Below are 20,987 nucleotides of genomic sequence, written 5' to 3' on the forward strand. Positions count from 1 at the left end.
ACCGGTCGGGACGTCGACCCCTCGAAACCGGCGGGGGGTGTGGGGCACTCCGCCGGGTTACTTCACCTATCCGCGGTCATGGGTACACCCTGCTGGGGCGAACGTGAGCGAACCTAGGATGAACCTTGAACCGGCTGTTCGAGGGGGATGGGCGTGGACTTCGGGCTGCTCGGCGGTGTCCGGGCTCGCGTCGGCGACGCCGACCTCGACATCGGTCACACCCGTCGGCGCAGCGTGCTGGCGGCGTTGCTGCTGGAAGCCGGTCGGCCGGTGCCCGCGGAACGGCTCGTCGACCGCGTCTGGGGCGATCAGCCGCCGTTGCGGGCGAAGGAAACCCTGTACGGGTACGTGTCCAAGCTGAGGTCGGCCGGGATCGACATCCAGCGCCGGCCGGGCGGCTACCTGCTGGAAACCGACCGGATCGACCTGGTCGAGTTCCGCGCCCTGGCCAAGCGGGCCCGCACCGCGCCGGACGACCAGGCCGCCGAGCTGTACGACCAGGCGTTGCGGCTGTGGCGCGGCGAGGCGTTGGACGGGCTGGACTCGCCGTGGTTCGCCCAGGTCAGGGAGTCGCTGCAGGCCGAACGGACAGCCGTCGAACTCGACCGCAACGACGTGGCGATCCGGCTCGGCGACCACACCGCCCTGCTGCCCGCCCTCCGCGACGCCACGCAGGCGCACCCGCTGGACGAACGCCTCGCCGGTCAGCTGATGCTCGCCCTGCACCGCAGCGGCCGGTCGTCGGAGGCGTTGCGGCACTACGACGCGTTGCGCCGCACCCTCGCCGACGAGCTGGGCACCGACCCCGGCACCCCACTGCAAGACCTCTACCTGCGACTTCTGGGTCAGCAGGCACCGTCGGAGACCACGAAGGCCGTGCCGCGGCAGCTGCCCGCGCCGCAACGGTGGTTCACCGGGCGGGAGAAGGAGATCGCCGACCTCGCCGAGCCGTCGTCCACCGTCGTGATCACCGCGATCGGCGGGGCGGGCGGCATCGGCAAGACGGCGTTGGCGCTGCACTGGGCGCACCAGCACGCGGACGACTTCCCGGACGGCCAGCTCTACGTCAACCTGCGCGGCTTCGACCCGGTCGGCGACCCCGTCACGCCGCAGAACGCGCTGCGCGGCTTCCTCGAAGCCCTCGGTGTCGGCGATCCGCCCGCCGACCTCGACGCCCAGGCCGCCCTCTACCGCAGCCTGGTCGCCGACAAGCGGATGCTCGTCGTGCTGGACAACGCCCGTGACACGACCCAGGTCACGCCCTTGCTGCCGGGTGGCGCGCACTGCACCGTGCTGATCACCAGCCGGCTGCAGCTGCTCGGCCTGCTCACCGCGCACGGCGCGCGTTCGGTCGTGCTGGACGTGCTGGACGAGCACGAGTCCCGCGCGTTCCTCGTCTCCCGCCTCGGCGCGCAACGGGTCGAGGCGGAGCCGGACGTCACCCGTGAGCTGCTGGAGCTGTGCGGCGGGCTGCCGTTGGCGTTGAGCATCATCGCGGCCCGTGCCGTGACGCAGCCGGACCTGCCGCTGTCCGCGCTCACCGAGGAGCTGAAGGACCAGCGGCTCGACGCGCTCGACGACCTCAGCGCCGACCTGCGCACGGTGTTCGCCTGCTCGTTACGGGTGCTCAGCCCCGAGGCGAAGCAGCTGTTCGGGCTGATCGGCCTGACCTCCGCGCCGGACCTGAGCCTGAAGGCGATCACCGCCCTCACCGGCCGGGCCGACACGCGCCGGCTGCTCCGCGAACTCGAAGCCGCCCACCTGGTGCAGCAGCACCGGGTCGGCCGCTACCGCATGCACGACCTCGTCCGCCTCTACGCGGCCGAGGTCGGGCCCGCGCACGCCGACGCGAACCTCCAGGCGTTCATCGGGTACTTCGCCGCCACCGCGCACGAGGGCGACCGGCTGATCGAGCCGCACCGACCGCCGATCACCCCGCCGGACGGTGACCCGGCGCCGCTGGCCGACGTCACCGCCGCGATGGACTGGTTCGACGCCGAGTACGAGTCGCTGCTCGCCGCGCAACGGCTGGCCGGTGCCCACCGCTGGCACGACGTCGCCTGGCACCTGGCGTGGGCGTTGACGAACTACCACCTGCGCCGTGGTCACGCCGCCGAGGACATCGAGGTCTGGGGTGCCGCGCTGGTGGCCGCCGACGCCCTCGGGGACCGGTTCAAGCAGGTCTCCGCGCACAAGTTCCTCGGCATGGCGCTGACCGACGTCGGCCGTTACGACGAAGGCGACCACCACCTGCGCCGGTCGTTGGAACTGGTGGAGGACGACTACGGCAAGGCCGCCGCGCACCGCGCCATGGCGTGGGCGATGGAACGCCGGGGTGACGTCGCCGGTGCGCTGGAGCACGCGCAGGCGCAGCTGGAGCTGTTCCGCGCGCTGGACATCCCGGTGCGCGTGGCGGAGGCGCTCAACGACGTCGGCTTCCGGATGGCGCGGCTCGGCGACTACGTGCGTGCCGAGGAGCACTGCCGGGAAGCGTTGGCGCTCAACGAGGAACTCGGCCACGTCGAGGGTGAAGCGGCCACTTCGGACAGCCTCGGCTACATCGCCCACCACCACGGGCGTGACGCGGACGCGGTCGAGCACTACCGGCACGCGTTGAAGCTGTACCGGCAGCTGGACAACTCCTACGAGGAAGCCAGCGTGCTGCGGCACTTCGGCGACGTGCTCGCCGCCGTGGGCCGGCACGACGAAGCGCGCGACGCGCGGCAACGAGCCCTCACCCTGTTCCGCGCCCAGGGCCGCGTCGAGGACGCCGACGAAGTGCTGGCGTTGCTGACCTGATCGTCGCCGCGCCACCCGATCGTGTGCTCCTGGTCCGGTCGCCGGCGGCGTCGGCGGGCCGACCATACGATTCGGCGATGTCCACTGGGAGCGGCACGCCACTGCAGGTACCTCCCGGGTACGACCTGGGCCTCGCCCGGACGTGCTCGTTCGTGGTCAACGTCGCCTGCGACATGTGCGAGCAGTGGAAGTCGGCCGGCTGCCCGCCCAACGGCCTCTTCCAGTGGCTGCCCGCGGACACGTGCCCCGTCACCAACTCGGTGTTCGACGTCGCCGACTTCACCTTCTCCGGTCCGATCTGGAGCAACTTCACCCTGGACGACGCGGTGGTCAGCGAGCCGTTCGGCATCCTGGCCCGCAGCAAGAGCGACCCGCAGACCCTCCACCTCGCCTTCCGCGGCTCGCAGACGAACGCCGACACGCGGATGGACCTCCAGACCGAGCTGGTGGACTACACACCGCCCACGGACCCGACCGCCGGCGCCAAGGTGGAGCGCGGGTTCTACGGCGTGTTCAGCGGGATCGACCGGCAGTTCCTGTTCCGGATCTTCCTGACGGCCTCGGCCACGGGCAGCCGGGTGATCGTGAGCGGGCACAGCCTCGGGTCGGCCCTGGCCACCCTGGTCGTGCCGATGGCCCTCGCCAACGGGATCACCAGCGCGAACACCCTCCACTACAACCAGGCCGGCCCCAAGGTCGGTGACCGGGGTTTCCAGAGCTACTACGACAGCCTGGACGTGACGACGTTCCGGCTGGTGAACACCTACGACGTCGTGCCGAAGTCACCGCCGCCGCCCTACGTGGCCGTCGGTGTGGAGGCGCCCTTCGGCGCCGACTACGACTCCGAGGCGGAACGCCACAACCCGTGCTGCTCCTACTCCTACGCCCTGTTCAACCCCACCGCGCCCGTCAACCCGGGGATGGGCGCGTGCATGGCCGCGTCGAAACCCGAGCTGCACGTCCCCTGAAGCCGCTCACCGGGGCCTGCCCGCCGCCAGCGCCACGACCCCCGCCACGGCCACCGCCGCCAACACCGCGACACCCGTGCGGAACCCGGCATCACCATCGCCCGCCCAGCCCGCCGCCAACGCCGCCACCGCGGGACCCACCGTCGTGCCGACCATCCGCGCGGTCGCGCTCAACCCGCCCGCCGCACCTTCCACGCCTTCCGGCGCACCGGCCATGACCAGCGTGTTCATCGCCGTGTTGAACAGACCCTGGCCGACACCGAGCACACCCAGCCGCCAGCACAGGTCCACCAACCCCGTCACCGGCAGCATGAGCAGCCCCAACCCGAGCGCGCTCACCACCGACCCCGCCATCGCCACCAGCCACGGCCCGTACCGGTCGGTCAGCGAACCCGACACCAGCGCCAGCGCCGCCACCCCGGCCACGAACACCAGCAGCGCCACCCCGACGTCCTCCGGCGAGCCGCCCAGCACGTCCGCCACGTGGTAGGGCACCAGGAAGAACATCACCCCGGCCAACGTCGACACCAGCGACAACGTCAGCAGCGGCAGCCCGAACAACCGCCGCCGCACCAACGTCAGGACCGGCCGTGACGCGGGCAGACGCCCCCACCAGACGGCCAGCACCAACCCCACCCCGAGCAGCCACACCCGGTCCTCGAACGCCAGCAGCACCGACGTGACCGCACCGCCCAGCAGCACCGCCTCCAGCACCAGCCCCCGGTCCGGCAGCGGCAGCCCGCGCCCGTCACCGCGCAGCGACCGCCACCCCAGCCACAACGCGACCGCCAGCACCGGCAGCTTCATCAGGAACACCGAACGCCACCCGAACGCACCGGCCACCAAGCCGCCCAGCGGCGCACCGGCCAGCCCGCCGACCGTCATGATCGTGATGACGTACCCGATGGCCCGCCCGCGCTGCTCCGGCCGCACCGCCGCGACCACGATCGGCATGTACCCGGCCAGCACCAGCGACCCGGCCACGCCTTGCAGCACCCGTCCCACCAGCAGCACCCAGAACGCGGGCGCGACCGCCGTGAGCACGCTCGCCACCGCGACACCGACCAGCGCCAACAGGAACGCCGACCGCACGTCCGCCCGGTCCACCCACCGCCCGGCCGGGATCGCCACCGCCGCCATCGGCAGCGTGTAGGCCAGCAACACCCACGCCGTGGCCGCCGGCCCCACGTCCAACTCGCTGCCCAGGCTCGGCAGCACCACCGCCGCGACCGTCATCTCGGTGGTGACCACCAACATCGCCATCGCCAACGCCACCACCGGCGCCCAACGCGTCCTGACCTGCACTTCCTGTGTCATGCCGGCGAAGCTACGGCCGGATGCCGACCGGTCGAATCCGTCAGGTGACCGGTCGTCCCGCACTCTCCGCGACTGATGGACGACCAGTCACGTGACAGATGCCCGTGCCTTCCGCCCGCTCCTAGCGTCGGGATCGACACACCCGAGGGAGGGAACACCCGTGATCAAGCTCGCGATCATCGTCGGCAGCACCCGCAAGGGCCGGTTCGCGCCGGTCGTGGCGAACTGGTTCACCGACCGCGCCAAGCAGCGCGACGACCTGAGCGTGGACGTGCTCGACCTGGACGACCTGGACCTGCCGGACCGGCTGCACGGCTTCGGCGAGGACCCGGCGCCGGAGGTCGCGCTGGTCTCGCCGCGCCTGCGTGACGCGGACGCGTTCGTCGTCATCACGCCCGAGTACAACCACAGCTTCCCCGCGCCGTTGAAGAGCGCCATCGACTGGCACTTCACCGAGTGGCAGGCCAAGCCGGTCGGGTTCGTCTCCTACGGCGGCGTCGGCGGCGGGTTGCGGGCGGTCGAGCAGTTGCGGCAGGTCTTCGCCGAGCTGCACGCCGTGACCGTGCGGGACACGGTCAGCTTCCACGGCGCCTGGTCGCGGTTCGACGACGAGGGCGCGCCGGTCGAGGCCGAGGCCGTGCACAACGCCGCCACGACCATGCTGGACCAGCTGGTCTGGTGGGGCACGGCGCTCAAGGAGGCCCGCGCCAAGCGGCCTTACGGGGCCTGACGTGCTGGCCGTGCGGCTGCACGCGTTCGGCTCGGCGCTGCGGTGCGAGGAGGTCGAGGACCCGGTGCCGGGGCCCGGCCAGGTGCGGATCGCGGTGCGGGCGGCGGGCGTGCACCTGGTGGACTCGGTGATCCGGCGCGGCATCTCCGACTGGGTGCCGTTGCCGGAGCTGCCCACCGTGCCGGGGTCCGAGGTGGCCGGCGTGGTCGACGCGGTCGGACCCGGCGTGGCGGAGTCGTGGCTGGGGGAGCGGGTGGTTGCGCAGCTCGGCCTGGCCGGCGGTGGGTACGCCGAGCTGGCGGTGCGGGAGGTCGGCGCGCTGCACGTGATCCCGGACGGGCTCGGCTTCGCGGCCGCGGTGGCGATGATCTGCACCGGCAGCACGGCATTGGGTGTCGTGGACGCGGCGGCACCGGCCCCGGACGACGTGGTCGTCGTCACCGCCGCCGCCGGAGGTGTCGGCACGATGGTGGTGCAGGCGGCGTCACGGGCCGGTGCGCTGGTGGTGGGCTTGGCGGGGTGCCGGGAGAAGCGGCAGGCGGTGCTGCGCGCGGGTGCCGCGATAGCCGTCGACTACCTGGCGGAAGGGTGGCAGCGGGAGGTGCTGGGCCAGTTGGGCGGACGGGAGGTGACCGCGGTGCTGGACGGCGTCGGCGGCGTGCTGGGGCGGGGTGCGGTGGACCTGCTCGCGCCGGGCGGTCGGCTGGTGATGTTCGGGTCGTCGTCGGGTGAACTGGTGCGGCTGACCTCGGAGGACCTGTTCGCCCGCGCCTTGACCGCGACGGTCGCCGTCGGGCCTCAGGTGGCCAAGCGCTCGGGCGGGCTGCGTGCTCTGGAGTCACGTGCCCTGCGTGAGGCGGCCACCCACCGCCTGACACCGTTCATCCACCCGTTCCCGCTGTCCGAGGCCGCGCGGGCGCACGAGGCGATGGAGAGCAGGCACACGGTCGGCAAGGTCGTCCTGCTCCCGGACGCCGGCTAGGGTCGGGGACATGCTGCACGGGAGGTCCGCCGAACAGGCCTTGGTGGATGAACTCCTCTCCACCACCCGCACCGGCCGCAGCGGCGTGCTCGTGGTGCGCGGCGAGGCGGGCATCGGCAAATCCGCCCTGCTCACCTACGCCGCCACCCGCGCCACCTCACCGGCTCTCGCCTCACCGCCCCCGTCGTGGCCGGCCTCTGCCTCACCGCCTCGATCCTGGCCGACCCCTGCCTCGCCGTCCTGGTCCTCGCCTGACCTGGGCCTGCCGCCCTTGGCCTCACCCGACCGGGCCTCACGAACCCCGGAATTGTCAGACCCCACTGGCACAATGAAAGCAGGGGACCCCCTGGCGGGGACCTCTGCGGAGCGACCGCCCGGCGCCCCGGGCAACAACCCGACCGCGATCGGCACCGACGGCAGCGGGACCGACGACACGACCGGCACCGGGGGCGGCGGGACTGGCGGCTCGGCCGGCATTGGCGCGCTCCCGACCTCCGCCTTCAGCGTCGGCGGCAGTGGCGGTACTGGCGCGTTTCCGACCTCCGCGTTCAGTGCTGGCGACAGCGGCGGTACTGGTGTGTTCCCGACCTCCGTGTTCAGCGCCGGTGGTGGTCCAGGTGACGACCGCGCCGACCGGGCGGTGGGGTTCCGGATCCTGCGCGGTACGGCGGTGGAGTCCGAGTCGGTCATGCCGTTCGCCGGGTTGAACCTGCTGCTCGGCACCGTCGTGGACCGCGTCGACGCCCTGCCGCCCAACCAGGCCTCCGCCCTGCGCGCCGCCCTCGGCCTGGCCCCGCCCGACGGCGGCGACCACCACCTCGTCGGCCTGGCCGTGCTCACCCTCCTCGCCGACCTGGCCGAGCAGAGCCCCGTCCTCTGCCTGGTCGACGACGCGCACTGGCTGGACCCCGCCTCCGCGCACGCCCTCGTCTTCGCCGCACGCCGCCTCCAGGCCGAGGGCATCGCGATGATCTTCGCCGCCCGCGACCTGCACGCACCGCCGTTCCCCGCACCCGGCCTGCCCGAGCTGCGCCTCACCGGCCTCGCCCCCGAACACGCCGCCGCCCTCCTCGAGGAACACGCCGCCGACCTCCCGCGCTACGTCCGCGACCAGATCGCCCACGAAGCGCGCGGCAACCCGTTGGCGTTGCTGGAACTCCCCGCCGCCCAACGCGAAGGCCACCTGCCGGCCGCGCACGCCTACCGCGTCGCCGCCCTCCCCACCCACAGCCGCATCCAGCAGACCTTCGCCGACCGCATCGGCACCCTCCCCGAACGCACCCGCACCCTCCTCCTGGTCGCCGCCGCCGACGACACCGGCGACCCGGGCGTGGTGTTCAAAGCCGCCGGCCTGCTGGGCGCGTCCGTGGACGACCTCGAAGTCGCCGAACAACGCCAACTCCTGCGTTCCGACGACGGCCGGCTGACCTTCCGCCACCCCCTGATCCGCGCCGCCGCCTACCAGAGCGCACCCCTCAAGAACCGCCTCGCCGTCCACCGGGCGTTGGCCGAAGCCCAAGTCCCGGACGACGCCCACCGCAGCGCCTGGCACCTGGCCGCCGCCACCACCGCGCCCGACGAGGACGTCGCCCGAGCCCTCGCCCGCACCGCCGACGACGCCCGCAGCCGGGGCGGTTACCTCGCCGTCGCCTCCGCCTACCACCGTGCCGCCGAACTCACCCCGGACCCGGTCGAACGCGGCCACCGGCTGGCGGCGGCCGCGGGTGCGGCGGGTGCGGCGGGCCAGTTCGACCGCGCGGTCGTGCTCGCCGAGCAGGCCTGGGACCTGGTGACCAACCCCGTGGACGGTGCCAGGGTCGCCCGCATCCAGGCGAGGCTGGCCGGTGAGCAGGGACGGTCCGCGCAGGCCGCGGCGCAGCTGGCCCGCGCCGTCTCATGCGCCGAGCACACCGATCGTGAACTGGCCGGTGAGCTGCTGTTCAACGCCGCCAACAACGCGTGGGCGGGCCGTGACTTCGAGGCGTTGAAGACCATCGCGGCACGCACCGAAGGCCTGCCGGGCGCCGACGACACCCGCACCCTGGCCAAAGCCGCCCTCGGCTTGGAGGGCGACGACGTCCCCGGCGGCATCGCCGCGTTGCGCGCACTGCTGGACTCCCCGTACGTGGGCGGGCCGGGCAACGCCGTCACCGCGTGGTGGCACCTCGTCCTCGGCGACGACCAGGCCGCCTACGCCTGGGCGTTCGACCTCGAACGGCAGTCCCGTGCGCAAGGCGCCCTCGGCGTGCTGCCCCGCGCCCTCGCCTACCTGGCCCGGGGCCGGCTGCACCTCGGCAGGCACCGGGACGCGCGCGCCACGGCCGAGGAAGGGCTGCGCATCGCCGCCGACATCGGCCAGGAGTTCAGCGTCGGCTTCCTGTCCAGCGTGCTCGCCGAGCTGGCCGCCATCGAGGGCGACGAGGCGCGCCTCGACGAACTGGTGGCGACGATGACCGGTGACGCGCCGCGGTCCGTGCGGGCCGCGTGCGCGTCGGCGCTGCTGGACCTCGGCCTCGGCCGGCACGAGGCCGTGCTGGACCGGTTGGCCGACGTGGCGGCGGGCGCGCACCGGCTGTACTCGCTGGCCAGCCTGCCCGACCTGGTCGAAGCCGCCGTCCGGCTGGGCAGGCACTCGTCCGCAGAGGACGCCGCCGCCTGGTACGATGAGTGGGCGTCGGCCACCGGTCGGCCGTGGGCACGAGCCGTCGCCGCACGCTGCCGCGCCCTGCTCACCGACGACGAGCAGTGGTACGCGAAGGCCGTCGAGCTGCACCGCGTGGACGAAGGCCGCCCGTTCGAACGCGCCCGCACCGAGCTGCTGTACGGGGAGTGGCTGCGCCGCGCCCGCCGCAAGGCCGACGCCCGCACGCACCTGCGGTCGGCGTTGGAGAAGTTCGAACGGCTCGGCGCGACACCGTGGGCCGCCCGCGCCCGCGCCGAGCTGCGCGCCACCGGCGAGAGCCGCGCCGTGCCGGGACCGGACCCGCTCAGCGCCCTCACCCCGCAGGAACTGCAGGTCGTGCGGCTGGCGGCCGAGGGCCTGAGCAACCGCGACATCGGCGCACAGCTGTTCCTGAGCCCGCGCACGGTCGGCTACCACCTCTACAAGGCCTATCCGAAGCTCGGCGTCTCGTCCCGCGTGGAACTCGGCAAGCTCGCCCTCGCGTAGCCAAATGGTCTAGACCCATTGACATCCCCTCCCGGGCGTACGCACGCTTGACGGCAGCCGCCTTGCCCGGAGGAGGACCAACGGTGAAACTCCCAGCGCGGACGGCGCGAGCGCTCGCCGTCCTGGTGGTGGTGTCCGCGGCGACCGTGGCGTGGAACGTCGCCTCCGACACCACCACGGCCTCGGCCGCCGAACCACTGCAGAGCATCATCCCGGCACCGGTCTCGGTGCAGCCCGCCGCCGGCGTAACGCACGCGATCACCGCCGACACCAGGATCCACACCACGGCCGCCGCGCGCGCCGTCGGCGACCACCTCGCCGCCCTGCTCCGCCCGTCGACCGGCTACGCCCTGCCCGTCACCGACACCACCGGCACCCCGGCGGACGGCATCGCGCTGCTCATCGGCGGCGCGCCCGCGTCCGTCGGCGACCAGGGCTACCAGCTCACGGTCACGGCGGCGTCCGTGCAACTGCGCGCCAACACCCCGGCGGGCCTGTTCGCGGGCGTGCAGACGTTGCGCCAACTCCTGCCCGCCAAGGTGGAGCACCGGACCGCCCAACCCGGCCCGTGGCCCGTACCCGGCGCGACGATCACCGACTACCCGCGCTTCGGCCACCGCGGCGCGATGCTCGACGTGGCACGGCACTTCCACCCGGTCGCCACGGTCAAGCGCTACCTCGACCAGCTCGCCCTCTACAAGGTCAACTACTTCCACCTGCACCTGACCGACGACCAGGGCTGGCGGATCGTGATCGACAGCTGGCCGCGGCTGGCCACGTACGGCGGCAGCACGCAGGTCGGCGGCGGACCGGGCGGGTACTACACCAAGGCGCAGTACCAGGAGATCGTGGCGTACGCGGCGGCACGGCACATCACCGTCGTGCCCGAGGTCGACCTGCCCGGCCACACGAACGCGGCGCTGGCGTCGTACGCGGAGCTGAACTGCAACGGCGTCGCGCCCGCGTTGCGCACCGACATCGCGGTCGGCTACTCGTCGTTGTGCGTGTCCAAGGACATCACTTACACGTTCGTGGAGGACGTGATCCGCGAGATCGCCGCGCTGACGCCCGGCCCGTACTTCCACATCGGCGGCGACGAGGCACACGCGACCACGGACCAGGAGTACCAGGCGTTCATGAACCGGGTGCTGCCGCTGGTCGGCAAGTACGGCAAGAAGCCCATGGGCTGGCACGAGTTCGTCAAGACGACCACCGACACCGGTGCGGTCGCGCAGTACTGGGGCACGACCACGTCCAACGCGGTCGTCCAGAACGCCGCCGCTCGTGGCCAGAAGATCCTGATGTCGCCCGCGAACAAGGCGTACCTGGACATGAAGTACCACTCCGGCACGCCCATCGGCCTCAGCTGGGCCGGTTACATCGAGGTCCAGGACGCTTACAACTGGAACCCCGGCACGCACGTCAGCGGCGTGCCCGAGTCCGCGGTGCGGGGCGTGGAAGCTCCACTGTGGACGGAGACCGTCGTGACGCCGGCCCACGTCGACTACCTGGCGTTCCCCCGGCTGTCCGCGATCGCCGAGCTGGGCTGGTCACCGTGGTCGACGCACAACTGGGACGCCTTCCGCCTCCGCCTGGGTGCCCAAGCACCCCGCTGGACCGCGATGGGCATCGACTTCTACCGCTCACCCCAGGTCCCCTGGGACAACGGCGGCACTACCACCACAACGACCACCACCACCCAACCGTCCGGCACCTGGGCCCCTAACCGCGCGTACACGACGGGCACTCAGGTCACCTACAACGGCGTCACCTACCAGTGCCGCCAGTCACACACGTCCCAACCGGGCTGGGAACCACCGAACGTCCCCGCCCTCTGGCAACGCCTCTGAACGTTCAACTCACGCGTCCCGAACGTAGGACACACCTGTTCCGAACGTAGGACACACGCGCGAGTCCTACGTTCGGAACGCGAGTGTCCTACGTTCGGAACAGCCGAGTTGAACGTTCAGGACGTGACGCGGGCGGCCGAGACCGGGCGTTCGGCCACCGCGAAGGTGCCCGCGGACGACGTGTTCACGCTCCACCGGTACCGGCTGAACTCGCCGGTCACGTCGGACGCGTAGAACATCATGTGCCCGTAACCCGCACCGTCGGTCGACGCGGTGGCGTTGAAGATCCGGTTGTCCGGGTACCGGAAGTAGTTGCCCACCCCGTACACGCCGTGCGGCTCGGACGTGCAGTCCACGACCTCCACCGCGTACTGCGTCTCACCGGCGAAGTTCAGCCCGCGGTTCGGCGCGGTGTACACGCCCTTCACCGAACGCACCATCACCACGTGCCCGGTGTTGGTGTCCTGGTCGTTGCGGTAGTCGACAGCGATCAGGTCACCCGGGCGAAGGTCAGCCACCCTGGTGACGCGCTCGAAGTGCGGGATCTCCCGCTCCGCGCACGCCTCCCGGTAGTCCCGCGCGAACGGGCTCGCCACCCCGAAGTGGGCGCTGAAGAAACCCGATGTCGCCCACCGGTACGTCCGCTTGAGCACGGCGGTCAGGAACGACGCGCACTGGCTCTGGTTGACCCACCCGGACGCGTCACCGGGCGAGCCCCATCGGACCACGTTCGGCTGGTCCGGCTCCTTGTAGGTGTTGTTCGCCAACGGGCACGTCGGCAACGACAGGTAGCCGACGAGCTGCTCGGCTTCGAGCAGGTGCGGCGCGGACGGCGGGTGCGGTGTGGACGGCCGGTGTGGACGCGGCGCCCGGGCCGGCGCGGCGGACGTCCCGAGGGTCGCGATCGCCCTGGTGGCGACGGCGGTTCCCCCGGAGAACGATCTGCGCGACAAGTCCATCGTGCGACTCCCCCTTCGATGCGGGCCCGCATACCGTAGTCGAAGGGGGTGAGCCGCACGTGGCGGTTCAGCGGGCGTAGACCAGCAGAACGGTGGTCAGCACGGTGCAGAGGGCGAGCATCGCGGCGATCCCGGTCATCGCCGCACCGGCCGACAGCATGACCCGGGTGAGCATCGCGAGAACGCGGCGCAGGAGCTTCGCCAGGCCCATGACCAGCGCCAACGCGCCGATCATGATCATGACCACGAGCGGCGTCCACTCGGTGGTCTCAGCGGTTTGAGCTAACGCGGTGAGCATGTTCATGACGACCCCCGGATGGCTTCCTGGGTGAACTTCACCTCGACTCACTGAAGTTGACTGAACCTCAGTAACTTGAGAGTAAGGTGTGGTGTAGTTGACTGACAAGCCCCTGATGGGGGTATCGGGTCGTGCCTTTCCGGCTCGATCGTGTATGTTTCACGCTTCAGCTAATACGCTGAAGTTCAGTGAAGGGCGCGGGGACGTGGTCGTTGCGGAGGACTCCCACTCGCTGGCACACCGCCTGAGGGCGTTGCGCGAGGTGCACTGGCCCGATGTGACGATCACTCAGAGTGATCTCGCGCAGGCGTTCAGCACCGAGAAGCCGGCCAGCGTCCCGCTCCTGTCGTCCTGGGAGAGCCGCAGCAAGCCGAAGACGCCACCGCTGCACCGCCTCGCCACCTACGCCACGTTCTTCGCCACCAAGCGCTCCGTCGCCACCCGCCCCTACCGGCTGATCCCGGTCGACGAGCTGACCGCCGACGAGCTGCGCCACCGCGAGGAACTGCTGCGCGAGCTGACCGAACTGCGCGCCGCCGCCGAGCGCGAGGACGACCCGACCCCCGCCCAGGACCGCGTCGACCGCGGCTTCTGGTACTTCGACGACCGGCACGACATCACCATCGTCGTCGCCCAGCTCCCGGCCGACATGCGGGCCAGGATGCCCTACTCGGACCCGACCCAGCCGGACTACGTCGAGCTCTACACCTACGCCGACCTCGACGCCCTGATCGAGCTGCACGGCCACATCCGCGCGCTCAACCCGCGCAGCCAGGTCAACTTCCGCATCGCCTCCGACCTGGCCCCCGACGACTACACCACGCACCTGGTGCTGCTCGGCGGCGTCGACTGGAACGTCGTCACCCGCGAACTCCTCGACCGCGTCGACCTCCCGATCACGCAGGTCGCCCGGCACGAGGAGGACGAGTCGGGCGGCTTCCTGGTCCGCGAGCCCGACGGCGGCGAACGCCTTTTCTCGCCCAAGCTCGGCAACCACCGCGGCCGCGAGGTGCTGCTGGAGGACGTCGGCCACTTCTACCGCGGCATCAACCCGTTCAACCACAAGCGAACGGTGACGATCTGCAACGGCCAGTACGGCAGGGGAACCCTCGGCGTCGTGCGGGCTCTGACCGACGGCAGGTTCCGCGACCGGAACGCGGAGTACCTGGAGCGGCGATTCCCCGGCCAGGCCTCGTACAGCATCCTCACCAGGGTGACGGTCGTGAACGGCCAAGTGGTCACGCCGGACTGGAACCTGCCGGAGTGCCGAGTCTTCGAATGGCCGGAGGGCCAGAGTTGAACGTCGCAGCTCCCGTGCTCGCCGCGGGCCCCGTTTCCGAGGTGGGCACCGCGGCCCCGGCACCGGTCGCGCGCCCCAGGTCAGCGAACCACCACGGTTCCCACCGCCACTTGCTGACCAGGGACGCGCTCGCCGTCCCGGCCGAGCTGGACGCGATCATCGTGCCGACCGCGCGGACCCCCACCTACCTGGAGCACGTCGTCGCGCTCGCCGCGCACCACCGCTGCGCCCTGGTCGTGCTGTGCAGCCGCCGCGCGTCCGCCGCTGCGGCCACCGCGCTCGCCGCACGCGCCGGGGTCGAGGTGATCGCCGTCGACACCGCCGAGGCACCCGCGGACCTCCTGCCCCCGTTCCGCACCACGGCGATGCTGCGAGGTGGCCGGTTCGACCGCCGCACCGACACCAGCTTCAAGCGCAACCTCGGGCTGCTGCTGGCCTCCGTGTCCGGATGGGAGCGGGTCGTCTACGTGGACGACGACGTGGTGATCCCGCAGCCGGACGACTTGGGTGTCGCGGCGGGCCTGCTGGACGCGTTCACCGGGGTCGGTCTCTCCGTCGGCGGCTACCCGGACAACTCGGTGGTCTGCCACGCGTACCGCGAGGCGGGTGGCGACCAGGACACGTTCATCGGCACGGGAGCGCTGGCGGTCGGCCGCGAGTCGTTCACCTCGTTCTTCCCCGACATCTACAACGAGGACTGGTTCTTCCTGCTCGGCGAGACCGGCCTGGCTCCTTCCGCGGTCACCGGCGAGGCGCTGCAGAAGCCGTACGACCCGTACCGGGACACCATGCGGGCCCGCACCGAGGAACTGGGTGACTGCCTCGCCGAAGGGCTGTTCGGCCTGCTCGACGCCGGCCGCGGCCTAGCCGAGGCCGGTGTCGGGTACTGGCGGTGGTTCCTGGGCCGGCGCAGGCGGTTCATCGACGAGGTCATCGCCATGGTGTGCGACACGCAGCCGGACGGCCCGGCCAAGGCCAGGATGATCGCCGCCCTCAAGGCCGCCGGTGGTCGCAACCGCCTCATCGAGCCGCAGCTCTGCGTCGACTACCTCACCGCTTGGCGTGCCGACCGCCAGGTGTGGCGCGACCACGTCGAGGGGGCGTGCCGCCGCCACCTCGGCCACGCCCTGCCGGAACTGCTGACCCGCCTGCGCCTGCCACACCACTACCGCCCGCGCGCGTGACCTCCCACCACGTCGCGACCCGGCCCAGCCCGTCCACCGCGGGCAGACCGAGCAGGAACGCCCGCCACACCGCGAGGTCGTGGGTCCAGTCGGCGACGAACGCGGCCAAGAGCACCGGCCAGTCGTCGCCGTGTGTCGCCAGGGCCGTGCGCGCGACCTCTTCGCCGCGCCCCGCCGGCCGGTCGGCGAGTTCAAGCAGCATGGTGCGCCGTCGCAGGAGGACCGGCCGCCAGAACTCCGGCCGGGCGGCGTCGTCGTGCCGCGACCGGCGGGCCAAGCCCTCCACCAGGACTTCGGGTTCGTCCGGCCCGTACCCGCGCAGGTTGAGGTAGAGCTGGCCATCGGGGAACCGGTCGCTGACCCGGTGCGCCCAGTGCGTGGCGAACGCCGTCTTGCCCACTCCCGCCGTGCCGGACACCGCGGAGATCACCATGGCGGCGGTGGGCGTTCCCTCGGTGGACGCGAGCAGCAGGTCCATCTCGGCGAGCTGCTCCACCCGGTCGGTGAACGCGTGCACGTCGGGCGGCAGCTGGTGCGGAGGCGGGACCGGACCGGGCTGGGTGGCGTGCAGGTGCACCCCACCCGCGATCGACGCGGCCTGCACGACGGCTCCTGCGGTACCCGACACGTCGTTGGCCTTGTCGCCCCGCTGCTCGCCCGCCACCCACTGCCTCCCGTCCCGCCCTCCGGAGCGTAACGGCGCGAGTCGCCGGGGAACCCGCCCTTCGGCGGCGACGCCCCGGGGGAACTTCCCAAGTCACCTGCGCGTTGACCCGTGCGCTCCCGATCACGTCGTCAACCGCCCTTCGAGCGGACGGAGGGTGGGCATTGGACCTGGCGGCGCCGACGGTGGAGAGTCATCACGGCTCGCACCGGAACCTCCTGGCCAGAGTCGGTGTCGAGGTAGCCGAGGCCCCGCCCTGCCGCGTCGATGCGATCATCGTGCCCACGAACCGGCCCTCATACCACCTGCGGGCGGTGGTCGAGACCGCTACTCGGCTCGCCGTGCCGTTGTTGGTGCTGTCGAGCGGCGCTGCGTCTTCCGGTGATAGTGCGAACATAGCCCTGACGAGCGACGTCGAGATGCTGGCGATCGACGTCCGCGGCCTGCCCGCCTCGCTGATGCCGCGGTCGGCCACCGCGGACCTGCTGCGTTCCACGGAGTTCGTGCGCCAGACCGACACCAGCTCCAAGCGCAACCTCGGCCTGCTGGTGTCCCGGGTGGTCGGTTGGGAGCGGGTGGCGTTCCTGGACGACGACATCACCGTGCCGAACTCCACCGACCTCGACGCGGCGGCCGGACTGGTCTCGCTGGGCTACGCCGCGGTCGGGCTCGACGTCGGCGGGTTCCCGGACAACTCGGTCGTCTGCCACGCCCACCGCGAGACCGGCGGCGACCAGGGCACGTTCATCGGCGGCGGCGCGCTGGTGATCGGCCGCGAGTCGATGACCTCCTACTTCCCGACCATCTACAACGAGGACTGGTTCTTCCTGCTCGACGACGCGGGCCTGCGCCGGTCGGCGGTCACGGGCCGGGTCTTGCAGAAGCGGTACGACCCGTTCGCCGACGAGAAGCGGGCGCAGATGGAGGAGTTCGGCGACTGCCTGGCCGAGGGGGTGTTCGCGCTGCTGGACGACAACGGGGGCTTCGAGGCAGCGGCGGACGAGAGCTACTGGGACGGGTTCCTGCGCGGCCGGATGGCCCTGATCGACGGCATCCTCGACCGCATCAGGTCCCGGGAACCGCGTGACGACCAGGCGTTGCCGATGGAGATGGCGCTGCGCGCCGCCCGCAAGCGCTGCCAGGCCATCGAGCCGTCGCTGTGCGTGCGGTACCTGGACGCGCTCGCCCGGGACCGGCGCACGTGGGCCGCGCACGTCGAGGCGTTCCCGAGTGGCGCGGTCGGGTTGGAGGACTCGGTGGCGGCGCTGGGCCTGGTCGGGCACGCCGGCTACGTGAGGCGCTGACCCCAGGCCTCCCATGTGGCGGAACGCTCAGCCCACGGCGCGCCGCGGCGATTAGGCTCGCCTGCTGGGAACGCGACGGCAGGAGGCAAGGCATGACGAGCACCGATGGTCGGCAGAAGTGGCTGACCGTCGCCGAGGAGCTGGCCGCGGCGTTGCGGGTGGACGCGGCGGAGCGCGATCGGCGTGGTGCGGAGCCCTCGGCCGAGGTCGGGGCGTTGCGGCGGTCCGGGTTGCTCTCGATCGGCGACTGGGCCACGCAGCAGGCCGTGACCAGGGTCGTCGGTGCGGCGGACGCCAACGTCGGCCACCTCCTCGGCTACCACTACCTGCAGGTCTGGCGCAGCGGCCTGTTCGACAACCCGAGCTTCCAGCCGGGCGACAACGTCTTCTGGGCGGGCGTCAGCAACCCGTTGGACGCGGCCTTGGAGCTGCGGCCGGTCGACGGCGGGTTCGAGGTCACGGGGCGCAAGACGTTCGCCACCGGCGCGTCGGTGGCCGACCGGCTGGTGGTCAGCGCCACCCACACCGAGACCGGTGACAAGCTCACGTTCACGCTCGACGCCAAGGCCGACGGCATCACCTACGCCGGTGACTGGGACAACATCGGCCAACGCCTCACCGCCAGCGGTGGCGTGGTGTTCGACCACGTGCACGTGCCGTCCGACCAGGTCCTCGGCACCCACGACGAGACCAGCCCGCGCCTGTCGCTGGCCGCGCTCGGCTTCCAGCTCGTGCTCGCCCAGCTGTACGTGGCGATGGCCGAGGGCGCGCTGGCCGAAGCCGCCCAGTACACCCGCACGACCACCCGGCCGTGGTTCCTCAGCGGCGTCGACACGGCCACCGCCGACCCTTACATCCTGGGCACGTACGGCGAACTGGTCGCCGAGGCGCAGGCCGCCGGGTTCCTCACCGACCACGCCTCGGACCTGCTCGACCAGGCCTCCCGCCGGGGCGCCGACCTGACCCGCGACGAACGCGCCGCGACCGCCGCCGCCATCTCGTCGGCCAAGGTCGTCGCCACCAAGGTCGCCAACCAGACCACCAGCCGGGTGTTCGAGCTGTGCGGCGCGCGGGCCACCGCCGCCGGCTACGCGTTCGACCGGTTCTGGCGCAACGCCCGCACGCTCACCCTGCACGACCCGGTGTCGTACAAGGCCCGCGAGGTCGGCGCGTACTACCTGACCGGCGAGCAGGCGCCGTTCACCGGGTACAGCTGATGGAGCCGTTGCTCGCGCGCAGCGTGCGCCTCGAGGACGACGGCGTGCACATCCTGGACCGGCGCGACTTCCCGTTCGAGAAGACCTGGGTGCGCTGCGGCACGGTCGGCGAGGTCGCCAAGGCCATCGAGGACATGGTCACCCAGTCCTCCGGCCCGTACTTCGCCGCGCTGTGGGGCATGGTGCTGGCCGCCCGCGAGGCCCGCGGCCTGCCCCGTGCCGAGGCCCGCGCCCACCTCGACCAGGCCGGACAGCTCCTGGTCGCCACCCGCCGCACGAACAACCACCTGCGCAAGGCCGTAGCCGCCGTGCTGGCCGGGGTCGACGCGCACGACGACCTCGAAGCCGGCGCGCTGGAAGGCGCGAAGGCGGGGGACGAGCGCTACCGCAGCCGCAGCCGCAGCCTCGGCACGCACACCGCCGAACTGCTGCCGGACGAGGGCGCCGTGCTCACGCACTGCTGGGCCGACCTCTACCTGACCGAAACCGTCGCCGCAGCTCAAGCCATGGGCAAGCGTTTGCGGTTCCTGTGCACGGAGACCCGCCCGTACCTCCAGGGCGCCCGCCTGACCGCGGAGACGCTGGGGGAGATGGGCGTGGACACGACCCTGATCACCGACGGCATGGGCGCGGCGGTCATGTCGACCGGCGACGTGGACGTGCTGCTGACCGCCGCCGACCGCGTCACCATGGACGGGCACGTGGTCAACAAGGTCGGCACGCTCGGCCTCGCGGTCGCCGCGCACGCGTTCGACGTGCCGTTCCTGGCCATGGTCCAGGCACCGGACCGCCTCGCACCCACCGCCGCCGACGTGCCGATCGAGTACCGGCCGGGCGACGAGGTGCTGCACACGCTGGGCCGCCGCACGGCCACCGACCGGGCCCGGGGCCTGTACCCGGCGTTCGACGTCACTCCGCCGCGGTTCGTGACGACGGTGGTGACCGACCGCGGTGCGTACGCTCCGCACGGGTTGGCCGATTACTACGTTGGGGACGTTCATGACTGAATGGGTCGTGCTGGACATCGAGGGCACGCTCAGCGCCACCGACCAGGTGCTGGTCACGCTGTACGACTACGCCCGGCCGCGCCTCGGGCCGTGGATCGACGAGCACGGCGACGACCCGGCCGTGGTCGATGCGGTGGCGCAGATCCGCGAGCTGTCCGGTGTGGACGGTGGCACGGACGAGCTGGTGCGGGTGCTGCACGGCTGGATGGACGCCGACCAGAAGGTCACGCCGCTGAAGACGTTGCAGGGCCTGATCTGGCAGCGCGGATACGCGCAGGGCGACCTGGTGGCCGAGTTCTTCCCGGACGTCGTGCCCGCGCTGCGCAAGTGGCACGCGGAGGGCGCCAAGCTGGCCGTGTTCTCCTCCGGTTCGGTGGCCGGTCAGGTGGCGTTCTTCAAGCACACCACGGACGGTGACCTCACGCCGCTGTTCGAGTACCACTTCGACACGGTGAACGCGGGGCCGAAGCGCGAGGCCGCGTCCTACCTGAAGATCGCCTCCGTGCTCGGCGCGGGCGACATCACGTTCTACTCCGACGTCCCCGCCGAGCTGGACGCCGCCGCCGAGGCCGGGTGGCGGACCGTGGGCGTGGCACGTCCGGGCGAGCCGTACGGCGACGCGGACTTCGGTCCACACCGGACGGTGAGCGGCCTGTGACGCCCGGTGAGGCGCTGGCCGCCGAGTGCGCCCGGTACACCGCGATGGGCTGGATGCGCGGCACGTCGGGCAACCTGTCCGTGGTCGTGGACCGCGACCCGCTGCGGCTCGCGGTCACCGTCAGCGGCAAGGACAAGGGCGAGCTGACGCCCGACGACGTGGTGGTCATCGACGCCGAAGGCCGCACGGACGACCCGGTGCGCGTCCCGTCGGCCGAAGCGGGCCTGCACGGGCGGATCGCGGCGGTGGCCGGTGCGGGCGCGGTGGTCCACGTGCACGCCCTCGCACCCGTCGTCGCGGCCGAGTACTGGCCCGAGGGCGTCGAGCTGCGCGACCTGGAGATGCTCAAGGGCTTCGGCCGCCAGGCGCACGAGTCCGTGGTGATCCCGGTCGTGCCCAACAGCCAGGACATGCGGGTGCTCGGCGACGCGTTCGAAGCCGGTTTCCGCAAGGACGTCCCGGCCTTGATTGTCGCCCGGCACGGGGTGTACGTGTGGGGTGACGACCTCTACCAGGCGCGGCACCGGCTGGAGTGCTTGGAGTGGCTGTTGCGCTTCAAAGCCGAGACCCACAGGAGGTAG

General features: G+C 71.9%; 16 protein-coding genes and 1 pseudogene. 14 read left to right on the plus strand and 3 right to left on the minus strand.

Annotation, left to right across the window (positions count from 1 at the left end; translation table 11 throughout):
* Positions 1 to 147 precede the first annotated feature (147 nt).
* Positions 148 to 2,799 (plus strand): AfsR/SARP family transcriptional regulator, encoded by a 2,652-nt coding sequence (locus tag A6A25_RS13285; RefSeq protein WP_073889015.1) that lies wholly within the window; start codon positions 148 to 150, stop codon positions 2,797 to 2,799.
* Positions 2,800 to 2,876: 77 nt separating this feature from the next.
* Positions 2,877 to 3,767, plus strand: a complete 891-nt coding sequence (locus A6A25_RS13290; protein ID WP_083668301.1) for a lipase family protein — start codon at positions 2,877 to 2,879, stop codon at positions 3,765 to 3,767.
* 6 nt (positions 3,768 to 3,773) lie between these two features.
* Here A6A25_RS13290 and A6A25_RS13295 read toward each other — a convergent pair whose 3' ends face one another.
* Positions 3,774 to 5,084 (minus strand): MFS transporter, encoded by a 1,311-nt coding sequence (locus A6A25_RS13295; protein ID WP_073889022.1) that lies wholly within the window; start codon positions 5,082 to 5,084, stop codon positions 3,774 to 3,776.
* A 160-nt stretch (positions 5,085 to 5,244) separates the two neighbouring features.
* On the opposite strand from A6A25_RS13295, the gene A6A25_RS13300 reads away from it, so the two are divergent.
* The 5 genes and pseudogenes from A6A25_RS13300 to A6A25_RS13315 all read left to right on the plus strand — a co-directional run bounded on the left by A6A25_RS13300 (position 5,245) and on the right by A6A25_RS13315 (position 11,815).
* Positions 5,245 to 5,814, plus strand: coding sequence for an NADPH-dependent FMN reductase (locus A6A25_RS13300; protein WP_073889025.1), 570 nt, complete (start codon positions 5,245 to 5,247; stop codon positions 5,812 to 5,814).
* A gap of 1 nt (position 5,815) precedes the next feature.
* The gene (locus A6A25_RS13305) at positions 5,816 to 6,796 is read left to right on the plus strand and encodes a zinc-binding dehydrogenase (protein ID WP_073889028.1); all 981 of its coding nucleotides are present in this window, start codon (positions 5,816 to 5,818) and stop codon (positions 6,794 to 6,796) included.
* A gap of 10 nt (positions 6,797 to 6,806) precedes the next feature.
* Positions 6,807 to 6,947 (plus strand): annotated as a pseudogene (locus A6A25_RS46810) (ATP-binding protein); the annotation flags it as partial.
* 426 nt (positions 6,948 to 7,373) lie between these two features.
* Complete coding sequence (locus tag A6A25_RS13310; protein WP_241828644.1) at positions 7,374 to 9,965, plus strand: helix-turn-helix transcriptional regulator; 2,592 nt, start codon at positions 7,374 to 7,376, stop codon at positions 9,963 to 9,965.
* Between the two features lie 83 nt (positions 9,966 to 10,048).
* On the plus strand, positions 10,049 to 11,815 hold the full coding sequence (locus A6A25_RS13315) for a family 20 glycosylhydrolase (protein ID WP_073889032.1): 1,767 nt from the start codon (positions 10,049 to 10,051) through the stop codon (positions 11,813 to 11,815).
* 116 nt (positions 11,816 to 11,931) lie between these two features.
* Here the strand turns inward: A6A25_RS13315 and A6A25_RS13320 are convergent, their stop codons facing one another.
* Positions 11,932 to 12,774, minus strand: a complete 843-nt coding sequence (locus A6A25_RS13320; RefSeq protein ID WP_073889035.1) for a hypothetical protein — start codon at positions 12,772 to 12,774, stop codon at positions 11,932 to 11,934.
* A gap of 67 nt (positions 12,775 to 12,841) precedes the next feature.
* Positions 12,842 to 13,078: a hypothetical protein gene (locus A6A25_RS13325; protein ID WP_073889038.1), complete on the minus strand. Its 237-nt coding sequence runs from the start codon at positions 13,076 to 13,078 to the stop codon at positions 12,842 to 12,844.
* Between the two features lie 199 nt (positions 13,079 to 13,277).
* Here A6A25_RS13325 and A6A25_RS13330 point away from each other — a divergent pair, with 199 nt between their 5' ends.
* From A6A25_RS13330 to mtnB, 7 genes are all read left to right on the plus strand, one after another.
* Positions 13,278 to 14,372 (plus strand): hypothetical protein, encoded by a 1,095-nt coding sequence (locus tag A6A25_RS13330; protein ID WP_073889041.1) that lies wholly within the window; start codon positions 13,278 to 13,280, stop codon positions 14,370 to 14,372.
* A 110-nt stretch (positions 14,373 to 14,482) separates the two neighbouring features.
* The gene (locus A6A25_RS13335; RefSeq protein WP_143193137.1) at positions 14,483 to 15,556 is read left to right on the plus strand and encodes a hypothetical protein; all 1,074 of its coding nucleotides are present in this window, start codon (positions 14,483 to 14,485) and stop codon (positions 15,554 to 15,556) included.
* Between the two features lie 1,083 nt (positions 15,557 to 16,639).
* Positions 16,640 to 17,524 (plus strand): hypothetical protein, encoded by an 885-nt coding sequence (locus A6A25_RS13345; RefSeq protein WP_073889050.1) that lies wholly within the window; start codon positions 16,640 to 16,642, stop codon positions 17,522 to 17,524.
* A gap of 92 nt (positions 17,525 to 17,616) precedes the next feature.
* Entirely contained in the window at positions 17,617 to 18,741 is a 1,125-nt protein-coding gene (locus A6A25_RS13350; RefSeq protein ID WP_073889053.1) for an acyl-CoA dehydrogenase family protein, read from the plus strand.
* Positions 18,741 to 19,748, plus strand: coding sequence for a s-methyl-5-thioribose-1-phosphate isomerase (locus A6A25_RS13355; protein ID WP_073889056.1), 1,008 nt, complete (start codon positions 18,741 to 18,743; stop codon positions 19,746 to 19,748). The genes A6A25_RS13350 and A6A25_RS13355 overlap by 1 nt, the downstream gene beginning before the upstream one ends.
* On the plus strand, positions 19,741 to 20,406 hold the full coding sequence (mtnC, locus tag A6A25_RS13360) for an acireductone synthase (protein ID WP_073889059.1): 666 nt from the start codon (positions 19,741 to 19,743) through the stop codon (positions 20,404 to 20,406). Before A6A25_RS13355 ends, mtnC begins: the two co-directional genes overlap by 8 nt.
* Positions 20,403 to 20,987: a methylthioribulose 1-phosphate dehydratase gene (gene mtnB, locus A6A25_RS13365; RefSeq protein ID WP_073889062.1), complete on the plus strand. Its 585-nt coding sequence runs from the start codon at positions 20,403 to 20,405 to the stop codon at positions 20,985 to 20,987. The genes mtnC and mtnB overlap by 4 nt, the downstream gene beginning before the upstream one ends.

Origin of the sequence: Saccharothrix sp. CB00851, assembly GCF_001905065.1 — a bacterium.
In the GTDB taxonomy this organism is placed as follows: Bacteria; Actinomycetota; Actinomycetes; order Mycobacteriales; family Pseudonocardiaceae; genus Actinosynnema.

Excerpts from the sequence above, each read along its gene's own strand:
- A6A25_RS13290 (WP_083668301.1), top strand. The coding sequence starts at position 2,877 with ATGTCCACTGGGAGCGGCACGCCACTGCAGGTACCTCCCGGGTACGAC.
- A6A25_RS13325 (WP_073889038.1), bottom strand. The coding sequence starts at position 13,078 with ATGAACATGCTCACCGCGTTAGCTCAAACCGCTGAGACCACCGAGTGG.
- A6A25_RS13295 (WP_073889022.1), bottom strand. The coding sequence starts at position 5,084 with ATGACACAGGAAGTGCAGGTCAGGACGCGTTGGGCGCCGGTGGTGGCG.
- A6A25_RS13350 (WP_073889053.1), top strand. The coding sequence starts at position 17,617 with ATGACGAGCACCGATGGTCGGCAGAAGTGGCTGACCGTCGCCGAGGAG.
- A6A25_RS13320 (WP_073889035.1), bottom strand. The coding sequence starts at position 12,774 with ATGGACTTGTCGCGCAGATCGTTCTCCGGGGGAACCGCCGTCGCCACC.
- mtnC (WP_073889059.1), top strand. The coding sequence starts at position 19,741 with ATGACTGAATGGGTCGTGCTGGACATCGAGGGCACGCTCAGCGCCACC.
- A6A25_RS13345 (WP_073889050.1), top strand. The coding sequence starts at position 16,640 with ATGCTGGCGATCGACGTCCGCGGCCTGCCCGCCTCGCTGATGCCGCGG.
- A6A25_RS13285 (WP_073889015.1), top strand. The coding sequence starts at position 148 with ATGGGCGTGGACTTCGGGCTGCTCGGCGGTGTCCGGGCTCGCGTCGGC.
- A6A25_RS13355 (WP_073889056.1), top strand. The coding sequence starts at position 18,741 with ATGGAGCCGTTGCTCGCGCGCAGCGTGCGCCTCGAGGACGACGGCGTG.